The sequence below is a fragment of the Arthrobacter sp. zg-Y1171 genome (genome assembly GCF_025244845.1).
Taxonomy (GTDB): Bacteria; Actinomycetota; Actinomycetes; order Actinomycetales; family Micrococcaceae; genus Arthrobacter_B.
Genome location: NZ_CP104264.1, coordinates 1,095,735 through 1,122,070, shown reverse-complemented (window position 1 = coordinate 1,122,070; position 26,336 = coordinate 1,095,735). Strand labels below are relative to the sequence as shown.

Annotated in this window: 20 protein-coding genes and 3 tRNA genes; 3 read left to right on the top strand and 20 right to left on the bottom strand. The window is 65.0% G+C overall.

Going from position 1 to position 26,336, the window contains the following annotated elements:
- Positions 1-22: 22 nt before the first annotated feature.
- A complete protein-coding gene (locus N2L00_RS05210) occupies positions 23-1,522 on the top strand; it encodes a cation acetate symporter (RefSeq protein WP_255767277.1) in 1,500 nt (499 codons plus the stop codon).
- Between the two features lie 6 nt (positions 1,523-1,528).
- Here the strand turns inward: N2L00_RS05210 and N2L00_RS05205 are convergent, their stop codons facing one another.
- The 6 genes from N2L00_RS05205 to rpsB form a co-directional block, all read right to left on the bottom strand.
- Positions 1,529-2,107, bottom strand: coding sequence for a DivIVA domain-containing protein (locus tag N2L00_RS05205; protein WP_255767147.1), 579 nt, complete (start codon positions 2,105-2,107; stop codon positions 1,529-1,531).
- A gap of 173 nt (positions 2,108-2,280) precedes the next feature.
- Positions 2,281-3,168 carry a phosphatidate cytidylyltransferase gene (locus tag N2L00_RS05200; protein WP_255767146.1) on the bottom strand — a complete coding sequence of 296 codons (888 nt, stop codon included), beginning with the start codon at positions 3,166-3,168 and terminating at the stop codon, positions 2,281-2,283.
- A gap of 80 nt (positions 3,169-3,248) precedes the next feature.
- Positions 3,249-3,806: a ribosome recycling factor gene (gene frr, locus N2L00_RS05195; RefSeq protein ID WP_227924437.1), complete on the bottom strand. Its 558-nt coding sequence runs from the start codon at positions 3,804-3,806 to the stop codon at positions 3,249-3,251.
- Positions 3,807-4,008: 202 nt separating this feature from the next.
- Positions 4,009-4,740 (bottom strand): UMP kinase, encoded by a 732-nt coding sequence (pyrH, locus tag N2L00_RS05190; RefSeq protein ID WP_229953202.1) that lies wholly within the window; start codon positions 4,738-4,740, stop codon positions 4,009-4,011.
- A 139-nt stretch (positions 4,741-4,879) separates the two neighbouring features.
- Complete coding sequence (gene tsf / locus N2L00_RS05185; RefSeq protein WP_255767144.1) at positions 4,880-5,719, bottom strand: translation elongation factor Ts; 840 nt, start codon at positions 5,717-5,719, stop codon at positions 4,880-4,882.
- A 128-nt stretch (positions 5,720-5,847) separates the two neighbouring features.
- Positions 5,848-6,747 (bottom strand): 30S ribosomal protein S2, encoded by a 900-nt coding sequence (gene rpsB / locus N2L00_RS05180; RefSeq protein ID WP_227924434.1) that lies wholly within the window; start codon positions 6,745-6,747, stop codon positions 5,848-5,850.
- A gap of 444 nt (positions 6,748-7,191) precedes the next feature.
- On the opposite strand from rpsB, the gene N2L00_RS05175 reads away from it, so the two are divergent.
- Entirely contained in the window at positions 7,192-7,731 is a 540-nt protein-coding gene (locus N2L00_RS05175) for a M23 family metallopeptidase (protein WP_255863378.1), read from the top strand.
- A 101-nt stretch (positions 7,732-7,832) separates the two neighbouring features.
- On the opposite strand, the gene N2L00_RS05170 is transcribed toward N2L00_RS05175, so the two are convergent.
- From N2L00_RS05170 to N2L00_RS05130, 9 genes are all read right to left on the bottom strand, one after another.
- On the bottom strand, positions 7,833-9,017 hold the full coding sequence (locus N2L00_RS05170; RefSeq protein WP_255767142.1) for an acyl-CoA dehydrogenase family protein: 1,185 nt from the start codon (positions 9,015-9,017) through the stop codon (positions 7,833-7,835).
- Between the two features lie 277 nt (positions 9,018-9,294).
- Positions 9,295-9,368 (bottom strand) — tRNA-Ile (locus N2L00_RS05165).
- Between the two features lie 56 nt (positions 9,369-9,424).
- On the bottom strand, positions 9,425-10,624 hold the full coding sequence (locus N2L00_RS05160; protein ID WP_255863379.1) for a glycosyltransferase: 1,200 nt from the start codon (positions 10,622-10,624) through the stop codon (positions 9,425-9,427).
- The gene (locus tag N2L00_RS05155; protein WP_255863380.1) at positions 10,621-11,553 is read right to left on the bottom strand and encodes a DMT family transporter; all 933 of its coding nucleotides are present in this window, start codon (positions 11,551-11,553) and stop codon (positions 10,621-10,623) included. Before N2L00_RS05155 ends, N2L00_RS05160 begins: the two co-directional genes overlap by 4 nt.
- Before the next feature lie 48 nt (positions 11,554-11,601).
- Positions 11,602-12,243: a CDP-alcohol phosphatidyltransferase family protein gene (locus N2L00_RS05150; protein WP_255863381.1), complete on the bottom strand. Its 642-nt coding sequence runs from the start codon at positions 12,241-12,243 to the stop codon at positions 11,602-11,604.
- Positions 12,244-12,279: 36 nt separating this feature from the next.
- The gene (locus N2L00_RS05145) at positions 12,280-13,068 is read right to left on the bottom strand and encodes a phage holin family protein (RefSeq protein WP_255863382.1); all 789 of its coding nucleotides are present in this window, start codon (positions 13,066-13,068) and stop codon (positions 12,280-12,282) included.
- A 101-nt stretch (positions 13,069-13,169) separates the two neighbouring features.
- Positions 13,170-14,606, bottom strand: coding sequence for a sugar porter family MFS transporter (locus N2L00_RS05140; protein ID WP_255767137.1), 1,437 nt, complete (start codon positions 14,604-14,606; stop codon positions 13,170-13,172).
- 286 nt (positions 14,607-14,892) lie between these two features.
- Positions 14,893-16,095, bottom strand: coding sequence for an NADP-dependent malic enzyme (locus N2L00_RS05135; protein WP_255863383.1), 1,203 nt, complete (start codon positions 16,093-16,095; stop codon positions 14,893-14,895).
- Between the two features lie 400 nt (positions 16,096-16,495).
- Positions 16,496-16,571 (bottom strand) — tRNA-Asn (locus N2L00_RS05130).
- 834 nt (positions 16,572-17,405) lie between these two features.
- Here N2L00_RS05130 and N2L00_RS05125 point away from each other — a divergent pair.
- Entirely contained in the window at positions 17,406-17,852 is a 447-nt protein-coding gene (locus N2L00_RS05125; RefSeq protein ID WP_255863384.1) for an NUDIX domain-containing protein, read from the top strand.
- Between the two features lie 35 nt (positions 17,853-17,887).
- Here the strand turns inward: N2L00_RS05125 and N2L00_RS05120 are convergent.
- From N2L00_RS05120 to dusB, 5 genes are all read right to left on the bottom strand, one after another.
- Positions 17,888-17,960, bottom strand: a tRNA-Asn gene (locus tag N2L00_RS05120).
- Positions 17,961-18,033: 73 nt separating this feature from the next.
- Complete coding sequence (dnaG, locus tag N2L00_RS05115) at positions 18,034-20,079, bottom strand: DNA primase (RefSeq protein WP_255863385.1); 2,046 nt, start codon at positions 20,077-20,079, stop codon at positions 18,034-18,036.
- Between the two features lie 115 nt (positions 20,080-20,194).
- Complete coding sequence (locus N2L00_RS05110; RefSeq protein WP_255863386.1) at positions 20,195-23,596, bottom strand: thioester domain-containing protein; 3,402 nt, start codon at positions 23,594-23,596, stop codon at positions 20,195-20,197.
- A 141-nt stretch (positions 23,597-23,737) separates the two neighbouring features.
- Positions 23,738-25,021 (bottom strand): deoxyguanosinetriphosphate triphosphohydrolase, encoded by a 1,284-nt coding sequence (locus N2L00_RS05105; RefSeq protein ID WP_255863387.1) that lies wholly within the window; start codon positions 25,019-25,021, stop codon positions 23,738-23,740.
- A gap of 8 nt (positions 25,022-25,029) precedes the next feature.
- On the bottom strand, positions 25,030-26,322 hold the full coding sequence (gene dusB / locus N2L00_RS05100; RefSeq protein ID WP_370647075.1) for a tRNA dihydrouridine synthase DusB: 1,293 nt from the start codon (positions 26,320-26,322) through the stop codon (positions 25,030-25,032).
- Positions 26,323-26,336 lie beyond the last annotated feature (14 nt).

Below are 26,336 nucleotides of genomic sequence, written 5' to 3'. Positions count from 1 at the left end.
GAACTGGGATGTGGCCGCAGGCATGAACCCCGGCATCGGCTACACGGCGCTGGCATTGGTTTCCGCCGCGACCCTGCTGATCGGTTTCTACGGCCTGCGGATCTCGCGGACCACCAGCGACTTCTATGTTGCCTCCCGGACGGTGAAACCTTGGTGGAACGCCTCGGCCATCGGCGGCGAATACCTCTCGGCAGCCAGCTTCCTGGGTGTGGCGGGGCTGATTGTCGCTTCCGGGGTGGACGCGCTCTGGTTCCCCATCGGCTACACCGGCGGCTACCTCATGCTCCTGCTCTTCGTCGCGGCGCCGCTGCGCCGGTCCGGCGCCTACACGGTGCCGGACTTCGCCTCGGCCCGGCTGGAGTCGCTCCCCGTGCGGCGCCTCACCAGCCTGCTGGTGATCGCCGTCGGCTGGTTGTACATTGTGCCGCAGCTGCACGGTGCGGCGCTGACCATGCGCATCACCACCGGGCTGCCCGCGGAGATCGGCTGTCTGGTGGTCACCGGCGTTGTCTGCCTCAGCGTGGTGACCGGCGGGATGCGCTCCATCACGTTTGTGCAGGCTTTCCAGTACTGGCTGAAGCTGGTGGCGATTGCCGTACCGGTGCTGTTCGTCCTCTTCCGCCTCGCCGGTGACGGCCCGCCGGCCGGCGGCGGGCAGATCCTGGCGGAGGCACTGAACCCGGAAACCCACGCTCCGCTGTACCGCAATATTTCGCTGAGCATCGCCCTGCTCTGCGGCACCCTGGGACTCCCCCACGTGCTGGTCCGTTTCTACACCAACCCCGACGGCCCCTCCGCCCGGCGGACCACCCTGATTGTCCTGGGGCTGCTCTCGCTCTTCTACATCTTCCCGATCACCTACGGCGTGCTGGGCAGGATCTATACCCCGGACCTGGCCGCCGGAGGTGCCGCGGATGCGACCGTGCTGCTGCTGCCGGGGCGGGTGTTCGACGGCGCCACCGGCGACCTGCTGGCGGCCCTGGTCACGGCTGGGGCATTCGCGGCGTTCCTCTCCACGAGCAGCGGGCTGACGGTCTCGCTCGCGGGAGTGATCAGCCAGGAGTTCTTCCGCGGCAGTGTCGGCGGGTTCCGGGTCTCCGCCGTGCTGGCCGCCGTCGTCCCCCTGGTCATTGCCCTGCTGACCGAATCCTCCGCGCTGGCCGGCAGCATCGGCACGGTTTTCGCATTCACGGCCTCCACCCTGTGCCCGCTGCTGGTGCTGGGCATCTGGTGGCGCCGACTGACGGCGGCGGGCGCCGGAGCGGGAATGCTGACCGGCGCGCTGCTGTGCGGCGGGGCAATGGCCGCCGCGGCCATCCTGCCGCGGGCGGGTGCCGGCGTACCCGCCTGGATCGAACAGCCCGCGGCCTGGACAGTTCCCGCAGCGTTTGCCGTGATGGTGGTGGTGTCCCGGCTGACCGCCGGATCAGCGCCGGACGGAACGGCAAAGTTCATGGCGCAGCTGCACACGCCGGAACCACTGGATCGGCCCCGGCCGGGGACAGGAACAGGGGCCCGCTAGGACCACCTAGTCGATGGAAGCCATCAGTTCGACCACCCGGTCGAGGAAGGCATCCACCTGGCTTTCCTCGTATCCCTGCTCGCCCTTGGCCTCACGGAAGACGGCGCGGCGCACCACGTCTACGCTGAGGGGCCGGTCGTGTTCGAAGTATCCCAGGAGTTCGTTGCACAGTGCGTCAACGTCCTCGACGTTGTAACTGGTGACGCGTTTCCTTCCGGGGCGGCGGAACCGCTCCCCCGGCTTGCGGTGCAGGCGGGCCCTGAGGACCGCGGACATCCGCCCGATCTGCAGCAGCCAGGCTTCTTCGCCGCGGTCGGAAATCAGGCGGTCCCGTTCCCGCTGGGCGAAAACGTCCTCCAGCCGGTCCAGCGCGGCGTCCACCGCCTGCGGCTCGTAACCGCCCTTCGCCGGGTCGAACGCCATGGACCGGACGTCCGCGCTGGTCACCGGATTAGCCGACGTGGAATCCGAGTTGTAGTAGTTCCTGGCTTTCGTCAGGAACTCATCGACCTGGCGGATGTTGTAGCCGTAGTCCCGTCGTCCCACGCGTTCGAAAGGGGCACTGGCCTGCCGCACATCGTCCATGAATAAATTGTTCCTCTGTGGTTTTTCCCCGCGGAGTTATTGCCGCTGGAGCCGGTTGTCCCTACAGGGCGCCTGCCGGGCATCGTCTGAAAACTCTCAAACATCTTACGATGCCCGTGCCGTGGACGTGATCCGGCACACCGGCCGTTGCCGGACCGTTACGGTTGCTCCTGCTAGGAAGCCGTAGAGAGCAGCACCGACAGCAGGAACACCACCGGGGAGGCGAAGACCACGGAGTCCAGCCGGTCCATTACACCGCCGTGTCCCGGCAGGAGGTTGGACATGTCCTTTACCCCGAGTTCCCGCTTGACCATGGACTCGGAGAAGTCGCCGGCGGTGGCCGCGGCCACTGTCGCCACTGCGAGCACCACGCCGAACCACCAGGGCTGGTCCAGGAACAGGACTGCAGCCCCGACGCCGACGATGGCGGCGCCGACGGCAGAGCCTGCAAAGCCTTCCCAGGACTTCTTCGGGCTGATCTTCGGCGCCATCGGGTGCTTACCGAAGAAGGCACCTACCAGGTAGCCGAAGGTGTCATTGGAGACCACGAGCAGGAGCAGTACGGCGACTCGAACCTGTCCATCGGGTTCGCGCAGCAGCAGGAGCGCAAAGCTCAACAGGAACGGCACCCAGAGAACCACGAAAATACCGGCGAGGATGCTCTGGATCGCTTCGGCAGCGGTGTCGATGCTCCGCCACAGGAGGATGGCAACGGACGTTGCGACCATCGCAAAGGCCAATGCTTCTGTGCCGCCGAAGAACGCCGCGAACGGCAGCGCCACGGAACCGACCAGCACCGGCACCTGCGGCACTTTCATGCCGCGCACTTCGAGCGCACGGTTGACTTCCCAGACGCCGACGGCAGCGAAGCCGACCGCAATAATCACAATGGCGAAAGGGAAAAAGAGGAGGCCGCTAAGCAGGGAGCCGAGCAAGATCACGCCAACAGCGATGGCAGCAGGCAGATTGCGTCCGGCGCGCGAGACCTTTACGGGTTTCTCGGCAGACCGGCGGCCCCGGGCGGTGCGGCCGCCGACCTGTCCTGAATCAGCTGCACTCATTTCCTTGGCCTTTGCTGCTGCCGGAACTGTCTCGACGGACGGTGAACCGCCAGCCCGGGTTGGAGGCTGGGCGTCACTCATCAGACCTCGAGAAGCTCGGCTTCCTTGCGCTTGAGGAGCTCGTCAATGGAATCCGTGTGCGCCTTGGTCAGTGCATCGAGATCCTTTTCCGCACGAGCGCCGTCGTCCTCGCCCACTTCGCTGTCCTTCACCAGGCGGTCAATGCCGTCCTTAGCTTTGCGGCGGATGTTGCGGACGGAAACCTTGGCATCCTCGGCCTTGCCGCGGACAATCTTGACGTATTCCTTACGGCGGTCCTGCGTCAGCTCGGGCATGATGACCCGGATGACCTTACCGTCGTTGGACGGGTTGGCGCCGACCTCGGAGTCGCTCAGTGCCCGCTCGATGGCGCGCAGGGCGCTGACATCGTAGGGCGTGATGAGCAGTGTGCGGGCGTCAGGAGTGGCGAAGGATGCCAGCTGCTGCAGCTGCGTCGGGGAACCGTAGTAGTCCACCAGCACCCGGTTGAACAGCGCCGGGTTGGCGCGGCCTGTGCGGACGGAGGAGAAGTCCTCCTTAGCAACTTCCACCGCCTTGTCCATCTTGTCGGCGGCCTCTTTCAAGGTGTCTTCGATCACGGTCTCTCCTCATAAAACAGTGTCCACCAAGCGCTATCAGCTTAGTGGCCGGACTCTTCTATCATCCTAAGCCAAAAGGGTGCGGGTTCCCTGCACCGAGCCTGCGAGGTGAAGGGGAACCCTTTCGGCGCAAAAGGGTACGGGTTCCCTGCACCGAGCCTGCGAGGTGTAGGGAACCCGCACCCTGTATATCGCTCCAGAGTTAGTTGGAGACGATGGTGCCGATCTTCTCTCCGCGGAGTGCCCGGGTTACGTTGCCTTCACCCTCCATGCCGAAGACAACCATGTTCAGGTCGTTGTCCTTGCACATGGTCATGGCCGTCTGGTCCATAACGCGGATGTCCTGGCGCAGGGCGTCGTCGTACGTCAGGGTCTCCAGCCGTACCGCGGTGGAATCCTTGTTCGGATCGGCAGTGTAGACACCGTCCACGCCGCTCTTGGCCATCAGCACCTCGTCTGCGTGCACTTCCAGCGCGCGCTGGGCGGCGACCGTGTCGGTGGAGAAGTACGGCAGGCCTGCGCCGGCACCGAAGATGACCACGCGGCCCTTTTCCAGGTGTCGGATGGCGCGCCGCGGAATGTAGGCCTCAGCCACCTGTCCCATGGTGATGGCGCTCTGGACGCGGGTCTCGACGCCGGCCTGCTCCAGGAAGTCCTGCAGTGCCAGGCAGTTCATCACGGTGCCGAGCATGCCCATGTAGTCCGCACGGGAGCGGTCCATGCCGCTGGTGGACAGCTCCGCGCCGCGGAAGAAGTTGCCGCCGCCGACGACGATGGCCACTTCAACCTCGCCCACGGTCGCAGCGATCTGCTTGGCCACTGCCCGCACGGTATCCGGATCCACACCGAGTTTGCCGCCGCCGAACACCTCTCCCGAGAGCTTCAGCAGGACGCGTCGTCGCGGGGAATCGGTTTCTTTCAATACGTGGGCCATTGTGCCTCCCGGGCATAGGTGCTGGTGCTGCTTTTAAGACTAGTGAGCTGTTCTGGGCAGAGAAAAGGGGTGGTCACCCGTGGTGACCACCCCCTTTGCTGTGATGACGTTTCCGTCGAAACCGTTGTTACCTAACTAATTAGGCGCCTACACGGAAGCGGGCGAAGCCTGCCGGTGCAACACCGGCTTCTTCGAGAACCTTGCCCACGGTCTTCTTGGCGTCCTTGGCGAACGGCTGGTCCACCAGGACGATTTCCTTGAAGAAACCAGTCAGGCGGCCTTCGACGATCTTCGGCAGTGCGCCCTCGGGCTTGCCCTCTGCGCGTGCCGTCTCGTCTGCAATGCGGCGTTCGTTCTCGACCGTCTCTGCCGGAACTTCGTCGCGGGTCAGGTAGGTCGGGGCGTACGCAGCGGTGTGCACGGCGATGTCGTGGGCGGCGGTGGCAGCTTCTGCGCCTTCGCCGTCAACGGCGAACAGCACGCCGACCTGTGCCGGAAGATCCTTGGAGGTCTTGTGCAGGTACGCGTCGACGGTCTTGCCTTCGATGCGTGCCACGCGGCGGACGACAACCTTCTCGCCCAGGATGGCGCCTTCTTCGACAACAACCTCGGACAGCGGCTTGCCGTCAACGTTGTAGGCGAGGAGGGATTCGGCGTCGGCAGCAGCAGATTCAACTGCAGCGGCCAGGACCTTGTCAGCCAGTTCGATGAACTTCGGGGACTTGGCAACGAAGTCAGTCTCGCAGTTCAGCTCGATCATGACGCCAACCGTGCCGTCGATGACCTTGGCGGCAACCAGGCCTTCAGCGGTGGAACGGCCTTCACGCTTGGTCGCGCCCTTCAGGCCCTTGATGCGGATAAGCTCCATGGCCTTGTCGGCATCGCCGTTGGCCTCGTCCAGAGCCTTCTTTACATCCATCATGCCTGCGCCGGTGCGCTCGCGCAGTGCCTTGATATCAGCAGCAGTGTAGTTCGCCATTTGGACTCCAGTCCTCCCGTAATAAGTATTGGTGCGGTTCTGCCAGTGCGGCTGGCCGGTAAACCGGCCAGCCGCACCACAACCCATGTCCAGGGGATAACTTCCCCCGGACTAAGGAAATACGTTCTTTACTTCTCGGTTACTTCAGCGGCCGGGGCGTCAACGATGGCGTCGACATCAGCGGCGGGAGCCTCAGCAGCTTCAGCGGCCGGAGCGGCTTCAGCAGCGGGAGCTTCAGCAGCGGCGTCAGCGGCCGGGGTCTCAGCAGCACCTTCGAGGAGCTCGCGCTCCCACTCGGCCAGCGGCTCGGCCGGGGCTTCCGTGTTGCCGGACTTGTTGTGGCGGACGATCAGGCCCTCGGCCACGGCGTCGGCAATGACGCGGGTCAGCAGGTTGACGGAGCGGATGGCGTCGTCGTTACCCGGGATCGGGAAGTCGACGTCGTCCGGATCGCAGTTGCTGTCCAGGATGGCAACAACGGGAATGTTCAGCTTCTTGGCCTCGTCAATGGCGAGGTGTTCCTTCTGCGTGTCAACAATCCAGAGCAGGGACGGAGCCTTGGTCAGGTTGCGGATGCCGCCGAGGTTGGTTTCCAGCTTGGTCAGTTCACGACGGAGAAGCAGGAGCTCCTTCTTCGTGTGGCCGGAGGAAGCGACGTCCTCGAAGTTGATCTCTTCGAGTTCCTTCATGCGCTGGATACGCTTGGCGACAGTCTGGAAGTTGGTGAGCATGCCACCGAGCCAGCGCTGGTTCACGTACGGCTGGCCAACACGGGTGGCCTGCTCGGCGATTGCTTCCTGCGCCTGCTTCTTGGTGCCGACGAACAGTACGGTTCCGCCGTGGGCAACAGTGGCCTTGACGAACTCGAATGCACGGTCGATGTAGGACAGCGACTGCTGCAGGTCAATGATGTAGATGCCGTTGCGCTCGGTGAAGATGAAACGCTTCATCTTCGGGTTCCAACGGCGGGTCTGGTGACCAAAGTGGACGCCGCTGTCGAGCAGCTGGCGCATTGTAACGACGGGCATGTCGTCACTCCTTCCGGCAGCAGCCGTGCGCACGGCGCACTGGTCCTACTGCCAATTGACGGTTTTAGCTGTACGCCCGGGCGGGCGAAGCTCCTGGTATCCATCAGCCGCTGCCCCGTAGGAGCTGCGGCATGCCTCCCCTGCCGGCGTTGCCGGACCGTTGGAGATGCACCCCCTGTGACGGGGATAATTGGGATACGCGTAGTCAGCCTCCATGCCGGTGGGTGAACCCGGTGAATACCGGACAAACCCGGGACCGGACCTGGACTAAAACGTCCGGGCAGGTCCCATGGCACAGCAAGCTGCTCCGTCAAGTGTACTACAGCGCCGGACCCCCGCCATCCGGCGTCAACCTTTCCTCCCCACCCGGCTTCCGCGGCCGGGCTCCGAACAGGACGCCCGGGAAATCGGCAACGGGAGCCCGCGCGGATGCACCGTTGCTCCATGAAGCGAACACCTGTCCTGCTCCTCGCGGCGGTACTGTCCGTCCTTGCCCCCGGGTCGGTGGCAGTCGACCCGCCGTCCGCTGCCACCGCGTCGGCATATTCCCCGCCCTGGAGCTGGCCCCTGGCCCCGGAGCCTGCCCTCCTGCGGTCCTTCGATCCCCCGGCACAGCCGTGGCTGGCGGGGCACCGCGGTATCGACGTCGCCGCGGCCGAGGGCGCCGCGGTCCTGGCCCCTGCGGACGGGCGCGTCGTTTTTGCCCGCCGGGTGGTGGACAGGTCGGTCCTGACCATTGACCACGGACGCGGCTTGTTGAGCAGTTTTGAACCCGTCGAAGCTTCCGTGCCGGTGGGTACCGAAGTGCCCAAGGGCACTGCGGTGGGGTCCGTCCGGTCGGGATCGCACTGCGGCCCGGGTTGCGTACATTGGGGAGTCCGGCTGGACGGGGACTATGTGGATCCGCTCAACTATGTATCCGACCGCCGGCCCTCGGTCCTGCTTCCGGTGCCGCCGCCGGCCTCCCGTGAACCGCCCGGGTAGACATTCCGGCTAAACGCCCCGGTTAAACGTCCCGGCCGGACCCTTTGCAGGATCCGGCCGGGGTTCTTTGCTGGTCTAGCGGACGTTGATTCCGAAAGCGGCTATACGAACGCAGCCACTCCGGTGATCGCGCGTCCGGTGACCAGAGTATTGATCTCGTACGTGCCTTCGTACGAGTAGATGGCCTCCGCGTCAGCGAAGATCTTAGCCATGCCGTAATCGGTGACAATGCCGTTTCCACCCAGGATGCTGCGGCCCATGGCAACGGATTCGCGCATCCGGGCCGTGGTGAAGGCCTTGGCGAGGGCGGACTGCTCATCCTTGGCCTGTCCGAGGTCTTCGAGCTGCGCCAGGCGGACCATCATGCCCAGCGAGCTGACGGTGTTGCCCAGGATCTTCACCAGCTGTTCCTGCACCAGCTGGAAGGATGCCAGCGGCTTGCCGAACTGCTTGCGCTCTACCGCGTACTTGCGGGCGACGTCGAAGGCAGCCATCTGCTGGCCCACGGCCTGCCAGGCCACGGCAAGGCGGGTGACCTTCAGGACCTTGTTGGTGTCGCGGAAGCTGTTGGCGCCCTTGAGGTGGAACTCGTCGCTCACCACTACGTTGTCGAGGACAATGTCTGCGTTCTGGACCGTGCGCAGGGCGATCTTGTTTTCGATCTTCGTGGCCGTGTAGCCCGGGGTCTTGGTGTCCACCAGGAAACCCTTGACCTGGTTGTCCTCGAGGTCGCGGGCGTAAACAACCACCCAGTCGGAGAAGGTCGCATTGCCGATCCAGCGCTTTTCACCGTTGAGGATCCAGTTGTCCCCCTCGCGGCGGGCAGTAGTGCGGGTGCCGCCGGCAACGTCGGATCCGCCCAGCGGTTCCGTCAGGCCGAAGGCGCCGATCTTCTTCATGGCGTAGATGTCCGGCAGCCAGGCTGCCTTCTGCTCCTCGGAGGCCAGGGCCTCGATGGAGCCGGTGAAGAGACCGTCGTGGACGCCCATGAAGGTCGCGAAGGACGTGTCCGCACGCGTCATTTCGGCATGGCAGAGGCCCGCGAAAAGGTTGGAGTAACCCTGCCGGTAAACCGGGCTCATAACGTCCAGTTCGGCAATCTTGGGGATCATGTGGTGCGGGAATTCTCCGGCGTTCCACCAGTCAGCAGCATGCGGCTTGACCTCGGCTGCGAGCCAGGCACGGATCTCGTGCAGGCGGTCGCGCTCCTTGTCAGTGAGCAGATCTTCAAATGCGTAGAAGTCGCCGTCCGGGTACGGAAGGTTGTCGACGTCGATAAGTGCCATGGAAATTGTCCTTCGCTGCTGATCATCGGTGATCCGCTGGTGCCCATCCGGGAACCGGCTGAGCCCATGTTACCCACCAGTAACAACGATCACAACGTCTGCGGAAAATTGCCTCCGACGGCGTGCGGCGGCGTGCGGCCCACTGGGAGGACAGATAAGGGGCTTACGGGGTGCCTCCGGCGACATCGCAGGAATGCCCAGGCAAAAGAAAACGCCCCGGTCCGCAGACCGGGGCGTTTATCAAGGCGGATCGGGACGTCGTCCGATCCATTACAGGTAGGGCTGGTGGGGCTTGAACCCACGACCCACGGATTATGAGTCCGCTGCTCTGACCAGCTGAGCTACAGCCCCGGGTGCCCAAGAAGGCAACGATGCCATCCTAGTGGGTCCGGGGACTGGACAACCAATCAGCGCGCATCCACGCGTTTCCCCGGATCCCCGCGGTAGAGATCTTCAAAGGTGGACAACGTGGCTTCCAGGCTGTGCCGGTCCACCATCTCGCGGCTGGTCCGGCCCATCTTCGCCCGCTCGTCGGCGGGCAGCTCCAGGATTTCCGTGATGCGCCCTGCCAGCTCGGAGCTGTCGCCCGGCGTAAACAGGTAGCCGTTGCGTCCCTTGTCCACGAGGTGCGGCAACGCCATCGCATCGGCCAGCAGGACCGGTTTCGATGCCGACATCGCCTCCAACGTCACCAGTGACTGAAGCTCGGCGGTACCCGGCATGCAGAACAGGTCGGCTTTGAGGTACGCCTCGCGCAGTTCTTCATCGGAGACCAGTCCGCGGAAGACCACCCGGTCCTGCAGTCCCAGTCGCTGCACCTGGGCTTCCAGCCCGGGACGGACTTCGCCGCCGCCGATGATTTCCGCCCGCACTCCGAGGTGGGCGGGAGTCTTCGCTACGGCGTCAATCAGCACGTCCACGTGCTTTTCCTCGGCCAGCCGGCCGACAAAAAGAACCGTGGGCGCTTCGTGCGGGGGAATCTGCTCCCCGTCGCGCAGCTCGTAAACCGACGCGTCAATGCCGTTGGACAACGGCATCACGTCGTGCAGGAAGGCGTGGCGGTACATCGCCTCGGCAGCCAGCGGCGTGGGCGTGGTGACCACGTGGGCCTGGCCCATGACCTTGCCCATGTCCTTCCAGGAGTTGGTGGCGACAATCTGCTTAACCCATTTCGGGAAGGGCAGGAACGGATCCAGGTTTTCCGGCATGAAGTGGTTGGTCGCGATGACACGGATGCCGCGCTTACGGGCTTCGTAGAGCGTGTACTCCCCCACCATGTAGTGGCACTGGATGTGCACGACATCGGGCTGCACCCTGTCGAACAGCAGGGTGATTTCCTTCTTGATCTCCCAGGGCAGGCAGATCCGCCAGTATTCATGGGTAGGCACCCCGTGGGAACGGAGCCGGTGGACCGGCCACTCTCCCTCAAGGTCGCTTCGGCTGCCGCCGTTGACATCATTGGGAGCCAGTACGTGGACGTTGTGCCCACGCCCGTGCATCCCCCGGGCCAGCCGGTAGCCGAACTGCGCGGCGCCGTTCAGGTGGGGAGGATAGGTGTCACAAGCGATGAGGACAGTCAGCGGTTTGTCTACCGGGGCGTCGGTCACGTTGTAGGTCCTGCTTTCGGATTCTTTGAGGCCGGCTTCTGCCGCCTCCGCTCTTCGTTCCGACGCTGGATAACGTCAGGGTGATACCTCGAAAGGGCAACGACCCCAACAATAGCAATCAGGGCCGCCACGGACATGGCCACCGCGGCCACGGCCGGCACATCCGGCCGCAGTTCGTGCAGGACTCCGATGCCGATGGCGATCCCCACCATGGGGTCGATTACCGTCAGCCCCGCAATCACCAGGTCCGGCGGGCCGCTCGAGTAGGCGTTCTGCACGAACCAGGAACCGAGTGCACCGGCAGCGGCGATCGCCACGATGGTGTACCAGGGCACGTTCAGGAGGAACCGGCCGTTCGGGTTGAGCAGGTCCCCGGCAATGACCTTGGTCAGGACGGCAACAAAGCCGAACAGGATGCCGGCGCCGAGGATGTGGGCGATTGCGCGGAGCCGCTTGCCGAAAAGCACGTTCAGTCCGCCGAAGAAGATCACGACGACGGCGAGGATGAGGACAATGGTCACTTCCTGCCGCGGTTCCACGACCTGCTCTGAACGGGTGACCATGATGGCCAGCGACACAAAAAGCATGCTGCCGGCCACGCACGCCGTAATCGCCGCGACCGTAATGCGGTTCATGTGCAGGCCCTGGTCCCGGGAATTCACCACTGTCGTGATGACCAATGCGATGGAACCAATCGGCTGCACCACCGTCAGGGGCGCCATCGAGAGTGCAGCCACGTTCAGGGCCATGCCCGTCCCCAGCAGCAAAAGCCCGAGAAGCCAGCGGGGGTTGCGCAGCAGGCGGCTGATCTGGGAGGAGTTCAGGCCCAGGCCGCCGGTGTCCGCCTTGACGGCGCTGCCTTGGCGCTGGGCACCGAAGGCAAGGAAAAAAGCGCTGGCCAAGGCACAGGCTACGGCGATCCCTACCATCGGCCCGGTCCAGGTGCTGCCGTGCTGTGCGGGGAAACGGAGTGTGTCCTAGGGTGCATGGCCGGTTCCGGTTCCGGCCGGTACATGCTCGCGCTGGTGCAGGTATTTGCGCCACGCAGCCACGAGGTATCCGGCGGCCGCCGCAACGTGGCCGATGCAGCCCAGTGCCAGCACGGCGGAACCTGCAACCGAGAGCCAGTGGTGGTCAAATCCCTCCACCCGTTCCAGCAGCAGCAGGGGCGCACCCAACAGCAGCAACGCGGTGCGGATTTTCCCGACAATGCTCACCGGCAGGTAGGGGTTGCCCCGGAACAGCAGGAGCGAATTGGCGATCAGGACGGCGTCGGGGATGGCGATGCTCAGGATCAACCAGGCCGGTGCGATGCCGTCTGCCACAAAGGTGGCAGCCACTATGATCAGTGCCAGCCTGTCGGCGACCGGATCCAGCCACTGGCCGGTAGCGGAGACCTGGTTCAGCCGGCGGGCCAGGTAGCCGTCTATCCAGTCGGTACAGCCCACTGCCACCAGGGTGAGGAACGCACTCCCGTAGCGGTCCTGGCTGATGAACAGCACAAACAGGGGGATGCCGAGAAAGCGAAGGACCGTGACCAGATTCGGTAGGGTCCAGAAGCGTTCCAATACGGTAATTTCCGTATCGGGACGCGCTCCGGCACCGATAAATCTGATCACGGTCCGTTCCCCTCGTCAAAGATGTACGAGTACAGCTTACTTTCGCGCGAGCCGACGGGACATGAGGAGCAGTGCCAGCAGGGATGCGGCCATTACCGAAAGCGGCTGCCAGCGTTCCTTGATCATGGCCAGCACGTCGTCGGCCGTGGAGGGACCGTCGCTGCTGCTGTCCTTGCCTCGGGCTGCAGCGGCGCGGCGGGACTTCAGCTCCTGGATGCGGGCCTTGACGTCCACCTTCTCGCCGAGCCCGTCCCGGACTGCCGCGAGGTGCTCGCGGCGCTGCCGCGCACGGGTGCGCAGTTCTTCCGGAGTGGGCTGCTTCGGGCCTTCAGGCTTGTCGTCCTTCTCGGCCTTCTTGTCCTTCTTTTCCTTCGGTTCCTTGGGCTTGTCCAGCGTGGCCGGATCGAAGCTGCGGCCTTCCTTCAGCACGCCGACGTCGTAGCGGATGCCGCGGATGGCCTCCTCCGGAAGCAGCGGGAGGGTCTTCTTGAATCGGCTGTAGCCAATGAATCCGGCGATGCCTGCAATCACCAGGAACAGCGCGGCAACCAGCAGGGCAGCCAGCCAGCCCGGCAGGACCAGCGACAGTGCGAGGATGCCGGCTACCAGCAGCGAAATGGCCAGCGCTGCGACCATAAGCAGCGCCACCACCATAAACGCGGCAGCAACGCCGGCCTTGATGCCCTTTTGCTTCATTTCGGCTGTGGCGAGGGCGAACTCGTCATTCAGCTGACGCGGCGTCAGGCGGGCCATGACTTTCGCCAGCCCAACCAGCGACGAGCTTCCCGCCGTTCGCTGTGTCCGAGTGCTAGCGGAGCGGTTCATGCGCCCAGCCTCCGTCCCCTGTTCAGTATTCACCGTTGCCATAACCCCAAATTACCATTCTCCTCAGTGTTATCAGTTTGCCCATCCGCACCAGCTGCGCGTCAGGACGTTTCGAGGCCCTCGCGGTCCTCGAGTTCGCGGCCGGACAGCTCGGGAAGTTTGGTCTTCACGAACCAGAAGGACAGCACCGCGAACGCGGTAAAGATGGCGTACATGATCCAGACCCCGAAGTTATCGCTGACCCACGGGAAGGCAAGGGTAACAATGAAATTGAAGATCCAGTTGACCATCGCGCCCAGGCCCAGGGCCAGGGACCGGATGTTATTCGGGAAGACCTCGCCCAGGGTTACCCACATGACCGGCCCCCAGGTCGCCGCAAAGAAGACCACGAACAGGTTCGCGCCCACCAGGGCAACCGGTCCCCAGATACCGGGGAGGGAGACTTCGCCGTCTACGTCCACGGCCTGGAAGAACGAAACCGTGGCTGCCAGCAGGCCCACGAACATACCGGCCGAGCCGATCATCAGCAGTTTGCGGCGGCCGATGCGGTCCACGAAGGCGATGGCAACCAGCGTCATCACGACGTTCACGATCGAGGTGATCACCGACGTCGTGAAGGAATCGCTTTCGCTGAAGCCTACGGACCGCCACAGAGTGGTGGAGTAGTAGAAGATCGCATTGATGCCGACCAGCTGCTGGAATGCGGCAATGGCCATACCGACCCAGAGGATGGGCTGGAGCCCGAACTTGGGACCGCGCAGGTCCCGGAACGTCGGCTGCGGGCTCTTGAAGCTGTCGCGGATGTCGGCGATCTTGCGGTCCGTATCCGTCACACCGGAGATGCTGGTGAGCACCTTGGCGGCTTCTGCGTCGCGGTTCTTCCGGACCAGGTACTGCGGGGATTCCGGAATGGTCAGTGCCAGGACACCGTAGACAATGGCGGGGACGACGCCGACCAGCAGCATCCAGCGCCAGGCCGGCAGGCCCCACCACAGTTCGCCAAGCGCGCTGCCTGCGGTGTTCGCCAGGAAGGCGTCGGAGAGCAGGGCGGCAAAGATGCCGATCGTGATTGCCAGCTGCTGGACTGAACCCAGCGCACCGCGCCACTTTGCGGGTGCTACTTCGGCAATGTAACCGGGGGCGATGACGGACGCGGTACCGATGGCCAGGCCGCCGATCAGCCGCCACAGCATGAGGTCCCACTCCGAGAAGGCCAGTGCCGAGCCCACGGAGTTGGCCGCAAACAGCACCGCGGCACCGACCATAACCAGTTTCCGGCCCAGCTTGTCCGCCAGCTGGCCGGCAAACCATGCACCGGCAGCACAGCCGAGCAGCGTGATGGCCACGGTAAAGCCGAGGATGCCCGGGCTGAGCGTGAATTCCTCGCCGATAGCATCCACCGCACCGTTGATCACTGCGGTATCGAACCCGAAGAGCAAGCCGCCCACCGCTGCGGCAACGGTGACGCCGATCACCTTGCCGGGGTGGGCCACCCGTTCGGATCCGCCTTTGTTAGGTCCTGGCTGCGTCGCGCCCATCGACCGTTCCTCGTTTTCTACTCAACTAGCTTCGTACATGTGACTGGTGTCAAAACACTTAAGCCTACGCATAACACTAAGCATGCTTGTTCATGCACGGTAGCCGGAGCACGCCTCCAGCAACAGATACGCACCCATCGATCCGCCCCGGCTGGAGGTCCCCGCCCTGGAATTCCGGCGCAGGCACCGGGCGGAGCGCCCCGTCGGGGCACCGGAACCGTGGAAGGGGAACATGCCCAATGTCGTCCACTTCACACGGCCCCGGCTTTGCTTCGACCGCAGCCGGTTATCCTGATGCCGCCGCCACGGCTGCTGCGACCGCGGGTGCCACCCTGGGATCCAACGGGCTGGGCACGATGTATTCCGCGTGCAGGTCCTCCCCCACGAGATCCGCAATTGCCGCAGCCGCGGCAACCTTCATCCGGGCGGTGATTCGGCGGGCGCCGCTGTCCAACGCGCCTCGGAAGACGCCCGGAAAGGCCAGGACGTTGTTGATCTGGTTGGGAAAGTCGCTGCGGCCGGTGGCGACGACGGCGGCGTGCCGGCGGGCGATGTCCGGATGGACTTCGGGATCGGGGTTGGACAGGGCAAAAATGATGGCTTCGGGTGCCATGCCGGACAGGACCTCCTCCGGGACCGTTCCCGAGGAGACGCCGACAAAAACGTCTGCACCCTTCAGCGCCTCGGCCGCGCCGCCGTCGACGCCCCGCGGATTGGTCCGGGCGGCCAGGTCCGCCTTGATGCTGGTGAGTCCGCTCCGGGAATCCGAAACGATGCCCTGTGAGTCCAGCACAACGACGTCGGCAATCCCCGCCTCCCGCAGGATGTTGGCGCATGCGACCCCGGCAGCGCCGGCGCCGGAAATCACCACCCGCAGGTCCCGCAGTTCCCGGCCGGTCACGCGGGCGGCGTTGCGCAGTGCTGCCAGCACCACAATGGCGGTGCCGTGCTGGTCGTCGTGCATTACGGGACAGTCCAGCGCTTCGATCAACCGCTGCTCCAGTTCGAAGCAGCGCGGCGCGGAGATATCCTCCAGGTTCACGGCTCCGTAGCTGGGCCGCAGCCTGACGAGGGTTTCGATGATTTCGTCCACGTTGGTGGTATCCAGCACCAGCGGAATCGAGTTCAGGCCGCCGAAGGTGCGGAAGAGTGCGGATTTCCCTTCCATCACCGGCAGTGACGCGGCCGCACCGATGTCGCCCAGTCCCAGGACGGCGGTGCCGTCGCTGACCACCACCACCAGCCGGGAGGCCCAGGTGTGGGTTGCGGCCAGTTCCGGGTCGGCGGCGATGGCCCGGCTGACCTGGGCGACACCCGGCGTGTAGGCAATGGACAGGGCCCGCTTGGAATCCAGCGGCAGCCGGGTTTCCACGGAGAGTTTCCCTCCCTTGTGCGCGGCAAGGATTTCTTCGGCCGTAATGGGATCGGCACTGTTCAAATTGGCGGCGGCGGGCGCGGGCGCGGGCGAAGGAGTTTCTGATGTAGGCATAGCGGTGTGCTCCAGCTGTTGGTTCCAGGGAAGGTCCCGCCGTGCGGGCCCGGGATGAACGGGCACAGGGACGGCGGATACCGGAAGCCGTGGGGCTCCGGGCCAGAGGCAACAGGATGGGATGCCTTAGCGGCCGGGGGCGGGGTCCGGGGATGCCGGAACTGCCCTGCCGGGCGCGATAACTGCCAGTGTAAGCGCAGGAATGGGCCAGCCGTCCACTTGGCGCGCGAGCTAATCCCCCCGGGGAGCGGGTGCATCCCTGCGTTTTGTGCAGATCCCTGCGCCGCGCACCGCAGGAAACCGGACAAAGTGCGGGGATCCAGACACACCGCGGGAGGACCGCTGAAGCGCCCACGAAAAAGGGCCTGAAACACGGGAAACCCGGTCACAGACCCTTTGCTGGCTCCCCCGACTGGACTCGAACCAGTAACCCTTCGATTAACAGTCGAATGCTCTGCCAATTGAGCTACGGGGGAAAGCGGCGTCCTCAACTATACAGGAAGTTTCCGGTCCTTCCGAACCACACCTCCCTGGAGGTGTTCCACCCATTCGTACCGGTCGGCCCACCACGGCGTCGACCTACCCACCCCCGGCTGACGGGGCTGACAGCGGTTCACAACTGACCGTTGTCAACTGGTTACTGCCGTGGTTGAGCACTATCAGCCGATCGGGTAAGGGGGTTAACTCTTCCACGCCCACAAGCGCACCCGCTTCCGTGGGGATACTCGCCGGTTCCCCGTTCCCGGCAAAGACCACCTGCCCCATCTGAACGACGAGGCGGTTGTTGCCCGCCAAGCGTCCCCGGGAGTAATGATAACCAAGGTCTAGGACAGGGCAGTCGGTGAGAAACAATTCCGCTTGGGTAACAGGGTCCACTGAGGACGCACCCGGGACGGCATAGATGCTGAGGTCAACCTGCCAGAGCCCGTCCTCCCCCACTCCCGGAGTCCCGGGCTGCTTGCACCCTCTGATCACATAAGCGGGCGGTTGTCCTTGGTCCACTTGGTCCACTTGGACCGGGGTGCCGTCCGCCTCGGGGTGTTGCTTCCGGCACTCGGCAACAGGATCAGCCAGCGGCTGCAGCTCCGCTGCCAAGGTCCATGCCGCGATAGCTAAGCCAGGCACTCCCAGAACGATCTCAGGCCGCTTCCACCACCTCGCGCTCGAGTCCCTGCCGCCGCTTGTCGGCGGTTCCTCCCGCACTATCCCGCCTCGTCGACGTTCATACGGGGAGTATCCGCCCGGCTCTCCACCCCGTCAATGAATACATCGAAGAACGACCGCCGGACTCCGGCATGAGACAGTTGCGCATGATCACGCATACCCGGAAAGTCGTCTGCTATGCGGTACAGCAGGGCCACCTGCTGGTGTTTACCCATAAGGAAGTGCCCCTGGAAGTCACGGGCGTGCAGGTTCCGGCGGGAACGATCCGGCCCGGTGAAGAGCCGGCCGATGCCGCAGTCCGCGAACTGCAGGAAGAAACCGGATTACCCGGCAAGGTCTCGGCATATCTCGGTGAGTCCCGGTACGACCTGCGGCCGATGCGGCAGGAGATTGCGACCCGGCACTTCTTCCTGCTGGAGGTTCCTGCCATGGATCCGGCGGCCCGCTGGGACGCCGGCGAGCCGGATCCGGAGCACGGCGGGCCACCCGCAGCCTGGACCTGCTGGTGGATACCGCTCCCCCGGGCCCACGTCCTCGCCGCGGGCCTCGGCACCATGCTTGGCGGGCTCGGGCAGCACAAAAAAGACCCCTGACCTGCATAGCTGCAGATCAGGGGCCTTCTTAGTTGCTCCCCCGACTGGACTCGAACCAGTAACCCTTCGATTAACAGTCGAATGCTCTGCCAATTGAGCTACGGGGGAAAGCGGCAGGTTTTACTTTACAGAGATTCTGCGCCGAAACGAAATCGGCACCGTGCCGGAGGAATCCGGGCGGTTACTGGTCTCCCCGCAGGGCCCGGCGCTGCATCTCCAGCTCCATGAGCTCACGGTTGAGCTGGTGGAACAGTTCCGGATCGGCGTTGGGGTCCAGGCGCTGCAGCTGCCCCAGCTTTTCGGCCTTGAGGTGTGTCACCTGCAGTTCGAAGAGCCGGTTCAAAATGTCCCGGCAGTACAGGGCCAGCGCATCGGCGTCGCGGGCCGGCAGCGGCGTCACGGCCAGCTCGCTGACGAAACCGCGCATCGGCTCCGGCAGTTCCTCGCGCACCCGTTCCACCCAGGCGGCGGGCGCGGTTCCGGCTTCACCGGCAGCACGGATAGCGTCGTGGACAGCCACGTAGGCTGGAACCGTGAACCGGGCCGCCTTGAAGCGTTCCCATTGTCCGTCGTCGAGCATGCCCGGCTGCTGCAGGGCGACTTCCAGTGCCTGCCGTTCCATCCGGGCAGCAGGATCATTCGGGTTGGGACGGCTGAACCCGGATGACGGCTCCGGCTCCGGCTGCCCGCCCTGCTGGCCCTGCCACTGGCGCGGCGATTGCTCATCGCGCCGGCCGTACTGCTGCTGGCTGCCGCGTTGCTGGCCCCCACGCTGCTGGCCGTATTGCTGCTGGCCCCCTCGCTGGCCGTACTGCTGCCGACCCTGCTGCCCTTCCGGGCTGCGTCCGGCCGGTACCTTCTGGCCGCTATTGTCTCCGCCCGACCCCGCCGTTCCGCGCTTGGCAGCGGCATTGACCGCACGGCTGACGTCGTCGACGTCGGTACCGAGCCATCCCGCGAGTTCCCGGGCGTACGCGGGGCGCATGGCCGGGTCACGGATGTCCGCCACCACCGGCGCCGCCGCGCGCAGTGCGGAAACGCGGCCCTCCACGGTGTTGAGGTCGAACTTACGCAGCGTGGAGCGGATAGCGAACTCGAACAGCGGGCGGCGGGACGAGATCAGTTCGGCAACAGCGGAGTCGCCGTGGGTCTGGCGGATGTCACACGGGTCCATGCCGTTGGGGTCCACGGCCACGTAGGTCTGGGCGGTGAACCGTTGGTCCTCTTCGAAGGCGCGCAGTGCTGCCTTCTGTCCGGCGGCGTCGCCGTCGAAGGTGAAGATGACCTCTCCCCCGGTGCCGTCGTCGGAGAGCAACCGGCGGGCGATCTTGATGTGGTCGGTGCCGAAGGCAGTGCCGCAGGTGGCGACGGCGGTGGTGATGCCTGCGAGGTGGCACGCCATCACGTCGGTGTAGCCTTCCACGACCACCAGCTGCCGGGTCTTGGCAATGTCCCGTTTAGCCAGGTCGATGCCGTAAAGGACCTGCGATTTCTTGTAGAGCGGCGTCTCGGGAGTGTTGAGGTACTTGGGGCCCTGGTCGTCTTCGTAGAGCTTGCGTGCGCCGAAGCCGATGACAGCGCCGGTGAGGTCCCGGATAGGCCAGATCAGCCGACCCCGGAAACGGTCGTAGAACCGGGAGGCATCCGAGCCGGTGGAGAACATCCCGGTTTCGGCCAGTTCCTCGCGGGTGAAGCCCTTCGACGTGAGGTGCTTGAGCAGCGAATCCCAGCCCTGCGGTGCGTAGCCGACCCCGAAGTGCTCCGCTGCTGCCGGGTCGAAGCCGCGTTCCTGCAGGAAGTTCCGGGCAGCGGCGGCTCCCTGGGTGCCGAGCTGGCTGCGGAAGAACTCGGCCGCCACCTTGTGCGCGTCCAGCAGGCGCTGGCGTTTGCCGACGTCTTCCCGGCGCGGCCCGGTGCCGCCGTCTTCGTAGTGCAGCTCGTAGCCGAGCCGGGCGGCGAGTTTCTCCACGGTTTCGGAGAAGGTGCCGTGGTCCATCTTCTGGACGAAGGAGATGACGTCGCCGCTCTCACCGCAGCCGAAGCAGTGGTACGTGCCTACCTGGGGGCGGACATGGAAGGACGGCGAGCGCTCGTCGTGGAAGGGGCACAGTCCCTTGAAGGAACCGATACCCGCCGACTTCAGGGTCACGTAACCGTCGATCACGGCCTTGATATCAGTGCGCAGCCGCACTTCATCGATGTCTTCACGCTTGATCAGTCCGGCCATAGCATCCAGTCTATTCTTCCCCGCCAAACCGGCCCGTGGATCAATAGCGGACGCGCTCAGCGCCCGGGACCGCAGCCCCGGGCGCTGAAGACGTCCGGTGTCCGGACCTGTTGGCTCAGTCCTCCGTCCGGCGCCGGGTGAGGTAGATACCCAAGGCACCCATCAGGCACAGGCCGGCTCCAAGCGCCAGGTAGATACCAGTGGATATCGACAGGCCGGTCGATGGGAGCCCTGAACGGCCCGGCTGCTCCGGTGCAGGCACCGGGCGGGGTTCAGGCTCCGGAGCCGGAGTCGGGGCCGGCGACTCCACGAAGGCATAGGTGTTGGTCACGATGGCGGAGGCGGTGCCGTTTGCCGGCACGCTCACCGGATCGGGCAGCTCGGATTCCACCCGCACGGCAGAGGTGGCGCCGGTACTGGTTTCCGTCACCGTGCATTCGGCGCCTGCAGTAAGGCCGTCGAATTGGGTGGTCACTTCCCCCGTGGCACCGGCAGGGATGGTTACCGTCTCGTCCAGGGAGGACCCGTCCGTGCCGCACCGGACTTCCAGGACCACTTCACCCTGCTCACCCGCGGCAGCACCGGTAATGACCTTGGTGACCACCAGCACGCCCGGGTTGAAGCCGTACGTATTAGTGACCGTCAGTTCCGCACCGCCGGCGGCCGGGATGGTGACCGGGTCGGTGATCACCGTGTCCACGGAGACCGTAGCCGTGGCACCGGTTTCGGTTTCGGTGACGGTGCATTCCGTGTCGGCGGGCAGGTCCGCGAAGTTGGTGGTCACCGTTTCGGCCGTTCCGGCCGGAATGGCCACGGTTTCGTCCAGGACCGATCCATCCGGTCCGCAGGTCACCTGCAGCACCACCTCGCCCTGCGCTCCTGCCGCGTCACCGGCAAACACCTTGGTGACGGCCAGCGTACCCGGCGCAAAGCTGTAGGTATTCGTCACCGTGGCGGCGACGGTATCGCCCGCAAGAATTTCGACGTCGCCGGGCAGATCAGAGTCCACGGTGACGGCGGCGGTGGCCCCGGTCACCGGCTCCGTAATGGAGCAGGAGGCTCCTGCCGGGATATTCGAAAACTCCGCACCCACGTCTTCGGTAGTACCGGCCGGAATCTGTGAGGTCTCTTCGAACACCGTCTCCCCGTCCAGGGTGCACAGGACATCGATCTCCACCGAATCCTGGTTTCCTGCCGCCTCACCGGCAATGACTTTGGTGACGGTCAAGGACCCCGGGTTCACCGCGTAAGTGTTGGTGACGGTGGCTTCCGCCGTCTCCCCGGCGGCTATGGTCACGTCGTCGGGCAGGTCGACGGTGACACCCACCGCGGGCGTTTCACCCGTTCCCGGTTCGGTGACCGCACAGCTGGCACCTTCCGGGATTCCATTGACCGTGCGGGGAACGGTCCCTCCGGCACCTGCTTCGATCGTGATGTCCTGCCGGATCACCTCTTCTCCGTCTGCGGTGCAGACGACCTCGACAGTAATGGGCCCCTGCTCCCGGGCTGCCGGGCCGGCGATCACCTTGTCGACGGTCAGGGCACCGGGGTTCACCGTGTAGGTATTCGTCACGGTCACCTCCACACCGGCACCGGAAGGAATCGTTACCGTTCCGCCCGCAGGATCAGCCACGGTTTCCACACTGACCTGGGTGGTGGCGCCGTCGGCGGTCTCGGTGACCGTGCAGCTGGCTCCCGTTGGCAGGTTCTCGAACTCCTCGGTGGCCGGTTCAGTGGTGCCGGCCTCAACGGTCACCGTCTCGTTCAGGACTGTCGCACCCCCGGCGGTGCAGGTCACCTGCAGTGTGACGACGCCCTGCCGTCCGGCCCCGGCCCCGGCGATGTCCTTTCGGACGGCGAGGGTTCCGGTGGTGAAGGTGTAGTCATTGGTCAGGGCGACAGTAACGCTGCTTGCGGCCGGAACCGTTACGGTCCCTTCCCCGGTCACGGTAACGGCCACGGCTTCGCTTGAACCGTCAACCGTTTCCGTCACGGTACAGCTGGTGCCGGCTTCAAGGTCGGGGAATTCGGCCGCCTCGGGGGTAATGGTTCCGGCCGGAATGGTCACCGTGGTGTCCACCACGGTGGTCCCGTCCAGGGTGCAGACGACCGAGATCGTCACCTCGCCCTGTGCGCCGGCGGCCTCCCCGGTATTGGTCTTGGTCACCACCAGCGTTCCCGGCGTAAAGGTATAGGTGTCCGTGACCACCGCCGTCACAGTGGTTCCGGACACGATCGTGACGGCGCCGGGCAGGATGGTGCTGACTTGGACGCTGTCGTTCTCTCCGTTGGTCGGTTCGGTGACGGTGCAGGTGGAGCCCGCGGGAATATCGTTGAAGGTCTCGGAGAGTGTGCCGGTGGCCTCCGCGTCGATGGTGAAGGTGAACTGGTTCCCGGTGCCGCAGTCGATATTGATAACTACGGCATCCTGGCTGCCGGCGGCCGGGCCGGCAATCGTCTTCGTGACGGTAAGGGAGCCCACCTCGGTGAAGGCGGCCGCCGCCGTCGCGTTGGAGCTGAGCTCACGTGTAACCGCGAGGATCAGCTTCTGTGCATTCTCCACCCCAGGCGTTGCCGCGTCGTACAGGTAGACGTTTCCCGTGGGGACGGTGACCGCTGCCCGGGCCGTGAGGTTTGCCGGTCCTGTTGCACCCGTGTCGCTGCGCACCCAGACCTGCGTGCCGCTGGGCACCGGACTGTTCAGCGGAACGGTTCCGGCGGCGTCGGCGTAGAGGCTGAACCCCTCATCCACCGTTACTTCGATTGCATCCGCTTCCGACGTCACCGTATGCGGCCCTGCCACTTGGGTCACGGGTGCCTCCGTGACCGGCGGCGTGATGGCGATAGCCGGTGGGTCGGGTTCCTCCAAGGGGCCGGCTGCGATGGTGTCATTCACGATCGCAGCCACGGTCGAATAGAGACTGCTTTGCCGATTGAGGACAAACCCGTCCGTGAAGAACCAGATGGCAGCCTGCACAGCGGCGGCTTTGTTGTTGACGTTGCCTGCCGGGAGGTCGGTAGTCGGGTAATAGCTGTTCAGGATCCGGTTGACGTAGCCGATGTTGGGAATGTTGGACTCGTCCCAGGTGCCGTTTTCGTAGCCGATCCCGACCCGCGTGGCGGTGCGGAGATCGATGCAGTACATCTCGGCGGTGGTGGTGCCGTAGGCGTCCTGGGTATTGATGATGCCGGCAAAGCTGACGTTTTCCGTCTGGTACCCGGCCGGGACACCGGCGGGGTACGCGTCAATGGGCCAGGTCTGCCCCAGGGGCGGCAACCCTCCCGACACGCTTCTCCCGGCTCCCAGCGAGGTGATCACGATGTCCGTATTCGCCGCGTCGGCAGGCGCTTCGTTCCGCGGCGGTTCCGGAACAATCTGCGCCTGTGCCGGCACAGCCAGGGGAAACCCGGCCAAGGCCAGGGTCAGCAGAAAAACCAGTATCCGCCGGACTCGGGTCGTCCGTGTCCAGGCAAAGACATGACGTGGGCGTTTTGCAGGAGACAGCTGGCTGCTCATAAGGGTCCTCGATACGCGTGTCCGGCTGGGCATCTCCCGACAGTGGCTCGGGAGACTCTGGACGCCACACGCTAACGGCCGGTGGACCCACCGACCAGAGAGCTGCCCGAAAATGCCGTCGTCAGCCCCGAACGGCAATCCCTACCAGAGCGCCGGAACCGGTCCTACCAGCCGCTCATGCAGGGCAAGGGCCGAACCGTCCGTCAGCGAGGCCACTTGGTCGACGACGACGCGCAGCCGGGCGCCGTCGTCGGGCGCGTCCCGCCAGTCCGCCGCGAACATCGGGTCCAGGTGCTTGTCCCCGGTGGCGGAGAGCTGGGCGACAAGGGCAGTGAGGATTTCACGCTGGCGTTCGTACAGGGGCTGGCGCTGGTCAGTGGTCATGACGAACGTGGTGGCCAGGCCCTTCATGACGGCGATTTCCAGCTGGGTGACCTCGGGGACCACCATTTCGGCGTTGTACCGGGTCAGCGGATCGGTGCCGTAGATGCCCCGCGTCGCTTCGAGGGCGCTGTTGCAGAACCGGCCGATGAGCTGGCTGGTCATGTCCTTCAGGGCCGCCATCGCACGGCGGCTGCCGTCCGATTCGCGCACCCACACGTTGGTGGCTTCCAGCCGGGCGAGGGCGGCATCAATGGCCGCGGCTTCAACACCGGGCAGGTACCACTGCTGCGTGTAGCCGACCACGCGTGCACGCTGGTCGGGATTGTCCAGCCACTTGAGCTGGACGTGGCCGGCGACTATCGCGTCTTCGACGTCGTGCACCGAGTAGGAGATGTCGTCCGCCAGGTCCATCACCTGCGCCTCAAGGCAGGAACGTCCGTCCGGAGCGCCGTCGCGCAGCCAGGTGAAGACAGGGAGGTCATCCTCGTAGACACCGAACTTGGTGGTGCGGTGCCCGTTGACGATCGGAGCATCCGCAATGGACCACGGGTATTTGGTGGCGGCGTCCAGGCTGGCGCGGGTCAGGTTCAACCCGGCAGGCGTGCCGTCGGGAGCAATGATCTTCGGTTCCAGCCGGGTCAGCAGCCGCAGCGTCTGTGCGTTTCCTTCGAAGCCGCCGATCGCATGCGCAATGTCGTTCAGCGCGGTTTCGCCGTTGTGGCCGAAGGGCGGGTGCCCCAGGTCATGGGACAGGCACGCGGCGTCGACGACGTCGGGATCGCAGCCGAGCGCATTGCCCAGTTCCCGGCCCACCTGCGCCACTTCGAGGCTGTGCGTCAGCCGGGTGCGGACGAAGTCGTCCGTGTCCGGGGCGACCACCTGGGTCTTGGCACCCAGCCGGCGCAGCGCGGAGGAATGCAGCACCCGCGCACGGTCGCGGCCGAACTGCGTGCGGTTGGTGTTTTTCGCCGGTTCCGTAACCCAGCGGGCCAGGTCAACTTCGGTATAGCCTGCGGTTTGGACTGCCTGCGGGAAGGTCATGGGTTGCTTTAGCCGCCTGATACGTCGAGTTCGGCTGCCGAGATGATGGATTTCTGGGCGGCGTTGAGTTCCCGCCCGTCCAGCCAGCCTTCCGGCAACGCTGTCTTTTTGGGTGTTCCGGCCCGTCCGCGCGGTCCCTCGGCGTCTGTGCCGGGGTAGGGAGCATCGGGGTCCAGCTGGTCCAGCAGTTCACGGAGTACCGCCAGGGACGGTACCGTGGCCAGTTTAGCGCGGAGGTCTCCCCCTACTACGTAGCCCTTGAAGTACCAGGCCATGTGCTTGCGGATGTCACGCAGGGCAATCACTTCGTCGCCGAAGGTCTCCACCAGCAGTTCCGCATGCCGGTACACGCTGTCGGACACCTGCTTCAATCCGGGCCGGTGCCGCTCGGTGCTTCCCTCGAAAGCCGCTTCCAGGTCACCGAAGAGCCACGGGCGGCCCTGGCAGCCGCGTCCGATGACGACGCCGTCAACCCCGGTCTCGCGCACCATGCGGATGGCGTCTTCGGCGGACCAGATGTCGCCGTTGCCCAGAACGTTCATGTCCGGCAGGGCTTCGCGCAGTTCCGCGATGGCGGACCAGTCGGCCTTGCCGGAGTAGAACTGCGACGCCGTGCGTCCGTGCAGGGTCACGGCGGCCACACCGGAGTCGCGGGCGATCTTCCCGGCATCAAGGAACGTCAGGTGGTCCTCGTCAATGCCCTTGCGCATCTTGATGGTCAGCGGCACGTTGCCCCGGGAGGCTTCCTTCACCGCCGTCTGCACAATGGCGGTGAACAGGTCCAGCTTCCACGGCAGGGCCGAACCGCCGCCCTTGCGGGTGACCTTCGGGACCGGGCAGCCGAAATTCAGGTCAATGTGGTCGGCGCGGTCCTCCTCCACCAGGAGGCGGACGGCTGCACCGACGGTCTTGGGATCCACACCGTAGAGCTGGACGGAGCGGACCTTTTCGTCGTCGTCGTGCTTGATGATCCGCATGGATTCCGGCGAGCGTTCCACGAGGGCGCGGGAGGTGACCATTTCAGTCACGTACAGCCCTCCCCCGTATTCGCGGCAGAGCCGGCGGAAGGCCTTGTTGGTGATGCCGGCCATGGGTGCCAGGATCACCGGGGTGTCCACGGTGATCGGGCCTAATTGCAGCGGGGGAAGCTCAAGCTTGAGTTCCGGAGATAAAACAGTCACCCCTCTATTCTCGCAAGCCGATGCAAATCCGGTACCGCCCCGCGCCGAGCCCGGGCAACGCTGCCGGTGCGGGGAATTGACACCGGTTCCCTGCACCCCTAGCGTGCTGGTGATCTGCATCACTTTTCACTTCC

Bases quoted from the DNA above. Each gene is read 5' to 3' on its own strand.
- N2L00_RS05210 (WP_255767277.1), top strand. From the start codon at position 23: ATGAACCCCGGCATCGGCTACACGGCGCTGGCATTGGTTTCCGCCGCG.
- N2L00_RS05205 (WP_255767147.1), bottom strand. From the start codon at position 2,107: ATGGACGATGTGCGGCAGGCCAGTGCCCCTTTCGAACGCGTGGGACGA.
- N2L00_RS05200 (WP_255767146.1), bottom strand. From the start codon at position 3,168: ATGAGTGCAGCTGATTCAGGACAGGTCGGCGGCCGCACCGCCCGGGGC.
- pyrH (WP_229953202.1), bottom strand. From the start codon at position 4,740: ATGGCCCACGTATTGAAAGAAACCGATTCCCCGCGACGACGCGTCCTG.
- tsf (WP_255767144.1), bottom strand. From the start codon at position 5,719: ATGGCGAACTACACTGCTGCTGATATCAAGGCACTGCGCGAGCGCACC.
- rpsB (WP_227924434.1), bottom strand. From the start codon at position 6,747: ATGCCCGTCGTTACAATGCGCCAGCTGCTCGACAGCGGCGTCCACTTT.
- N2L00_RS05175 (WP_255863378.1), top strand. From the start codon at position 7,192: ATGAAGCGAACACCTGTCCTGCTCCTCGCGGCGGTACTGTCCGTCCTT.
- N2L00_RS05170 (WP_255767142.1), bottom strand. From the start codon at position 9,017: ATGGCACTTATCGACGTCGACAACCTTCCGTACCCGGACGGCGACTTC.
- N2L00_RS05155 (WP_255863380.1), bottom strand. From the start codon at position 11,553: ATGGTAGGGATCGCCGTAGCCTGTGCCTTGGCCAGCGCTTTTTTCCTT.
- N2L00_RS05145 (WP_255863382.1), bottom strand. From the start codon at position 13,068: ATGAACCGCTCCGCTAGCACTCGGACACAGCGAACGGCGGGAAGCTCG.
- N2L00_RS05140 (WP_255767137.1), bottom strand. From the start codon at position 14,606: ATGGGCGCGACGCAGCCAGGACCTAACAAAGGCGGATCCGAACGGGTG.
- N2L00_RS05135 (WP_255863383.1), bottom strand. From the start codon at position 16,095: ATGCCTACATCAGAAACTCCTTCGCCCGCGCCCGCGCCCGCCGCCGCC.
- N2L00_RS05125 (WP_255863384.1), top strand. From the start codon at position 17,406: ATGATCACGCATACCCGGAAAGTCGTCTGCTATGCGGTACAGCAGGGC.
- dnaG (WP_255863385.1), bottom strand. From the start codon at position 20,079: ATGGCCGGACTGATCAAGCGTGAAGACATCGATGAAGTGCGGCTGCGC.
- N2L00_RS05110 (WP_255863386.1), bottom strand. From the start codon at position 23,596: ATGAGCAGCCAGCTGTCTCCTGCAAAACGCCCACGTCATGTCTTTGCC.
- N2L00_RS05105 (WP_255863387.1), bottom strand. From the start codon at position 25,021: ATGACCTTCCCGCAGGCAGTCCAAACCGCAGGCTATACCGAAGTTGAC.
- dusB (WP_370647075.1), bottom strand. From the start codon at position 26,322: ATGCAGATCACCAGCACGCTAGGGGTGCAGGGAACCGGTGTCAATTCC.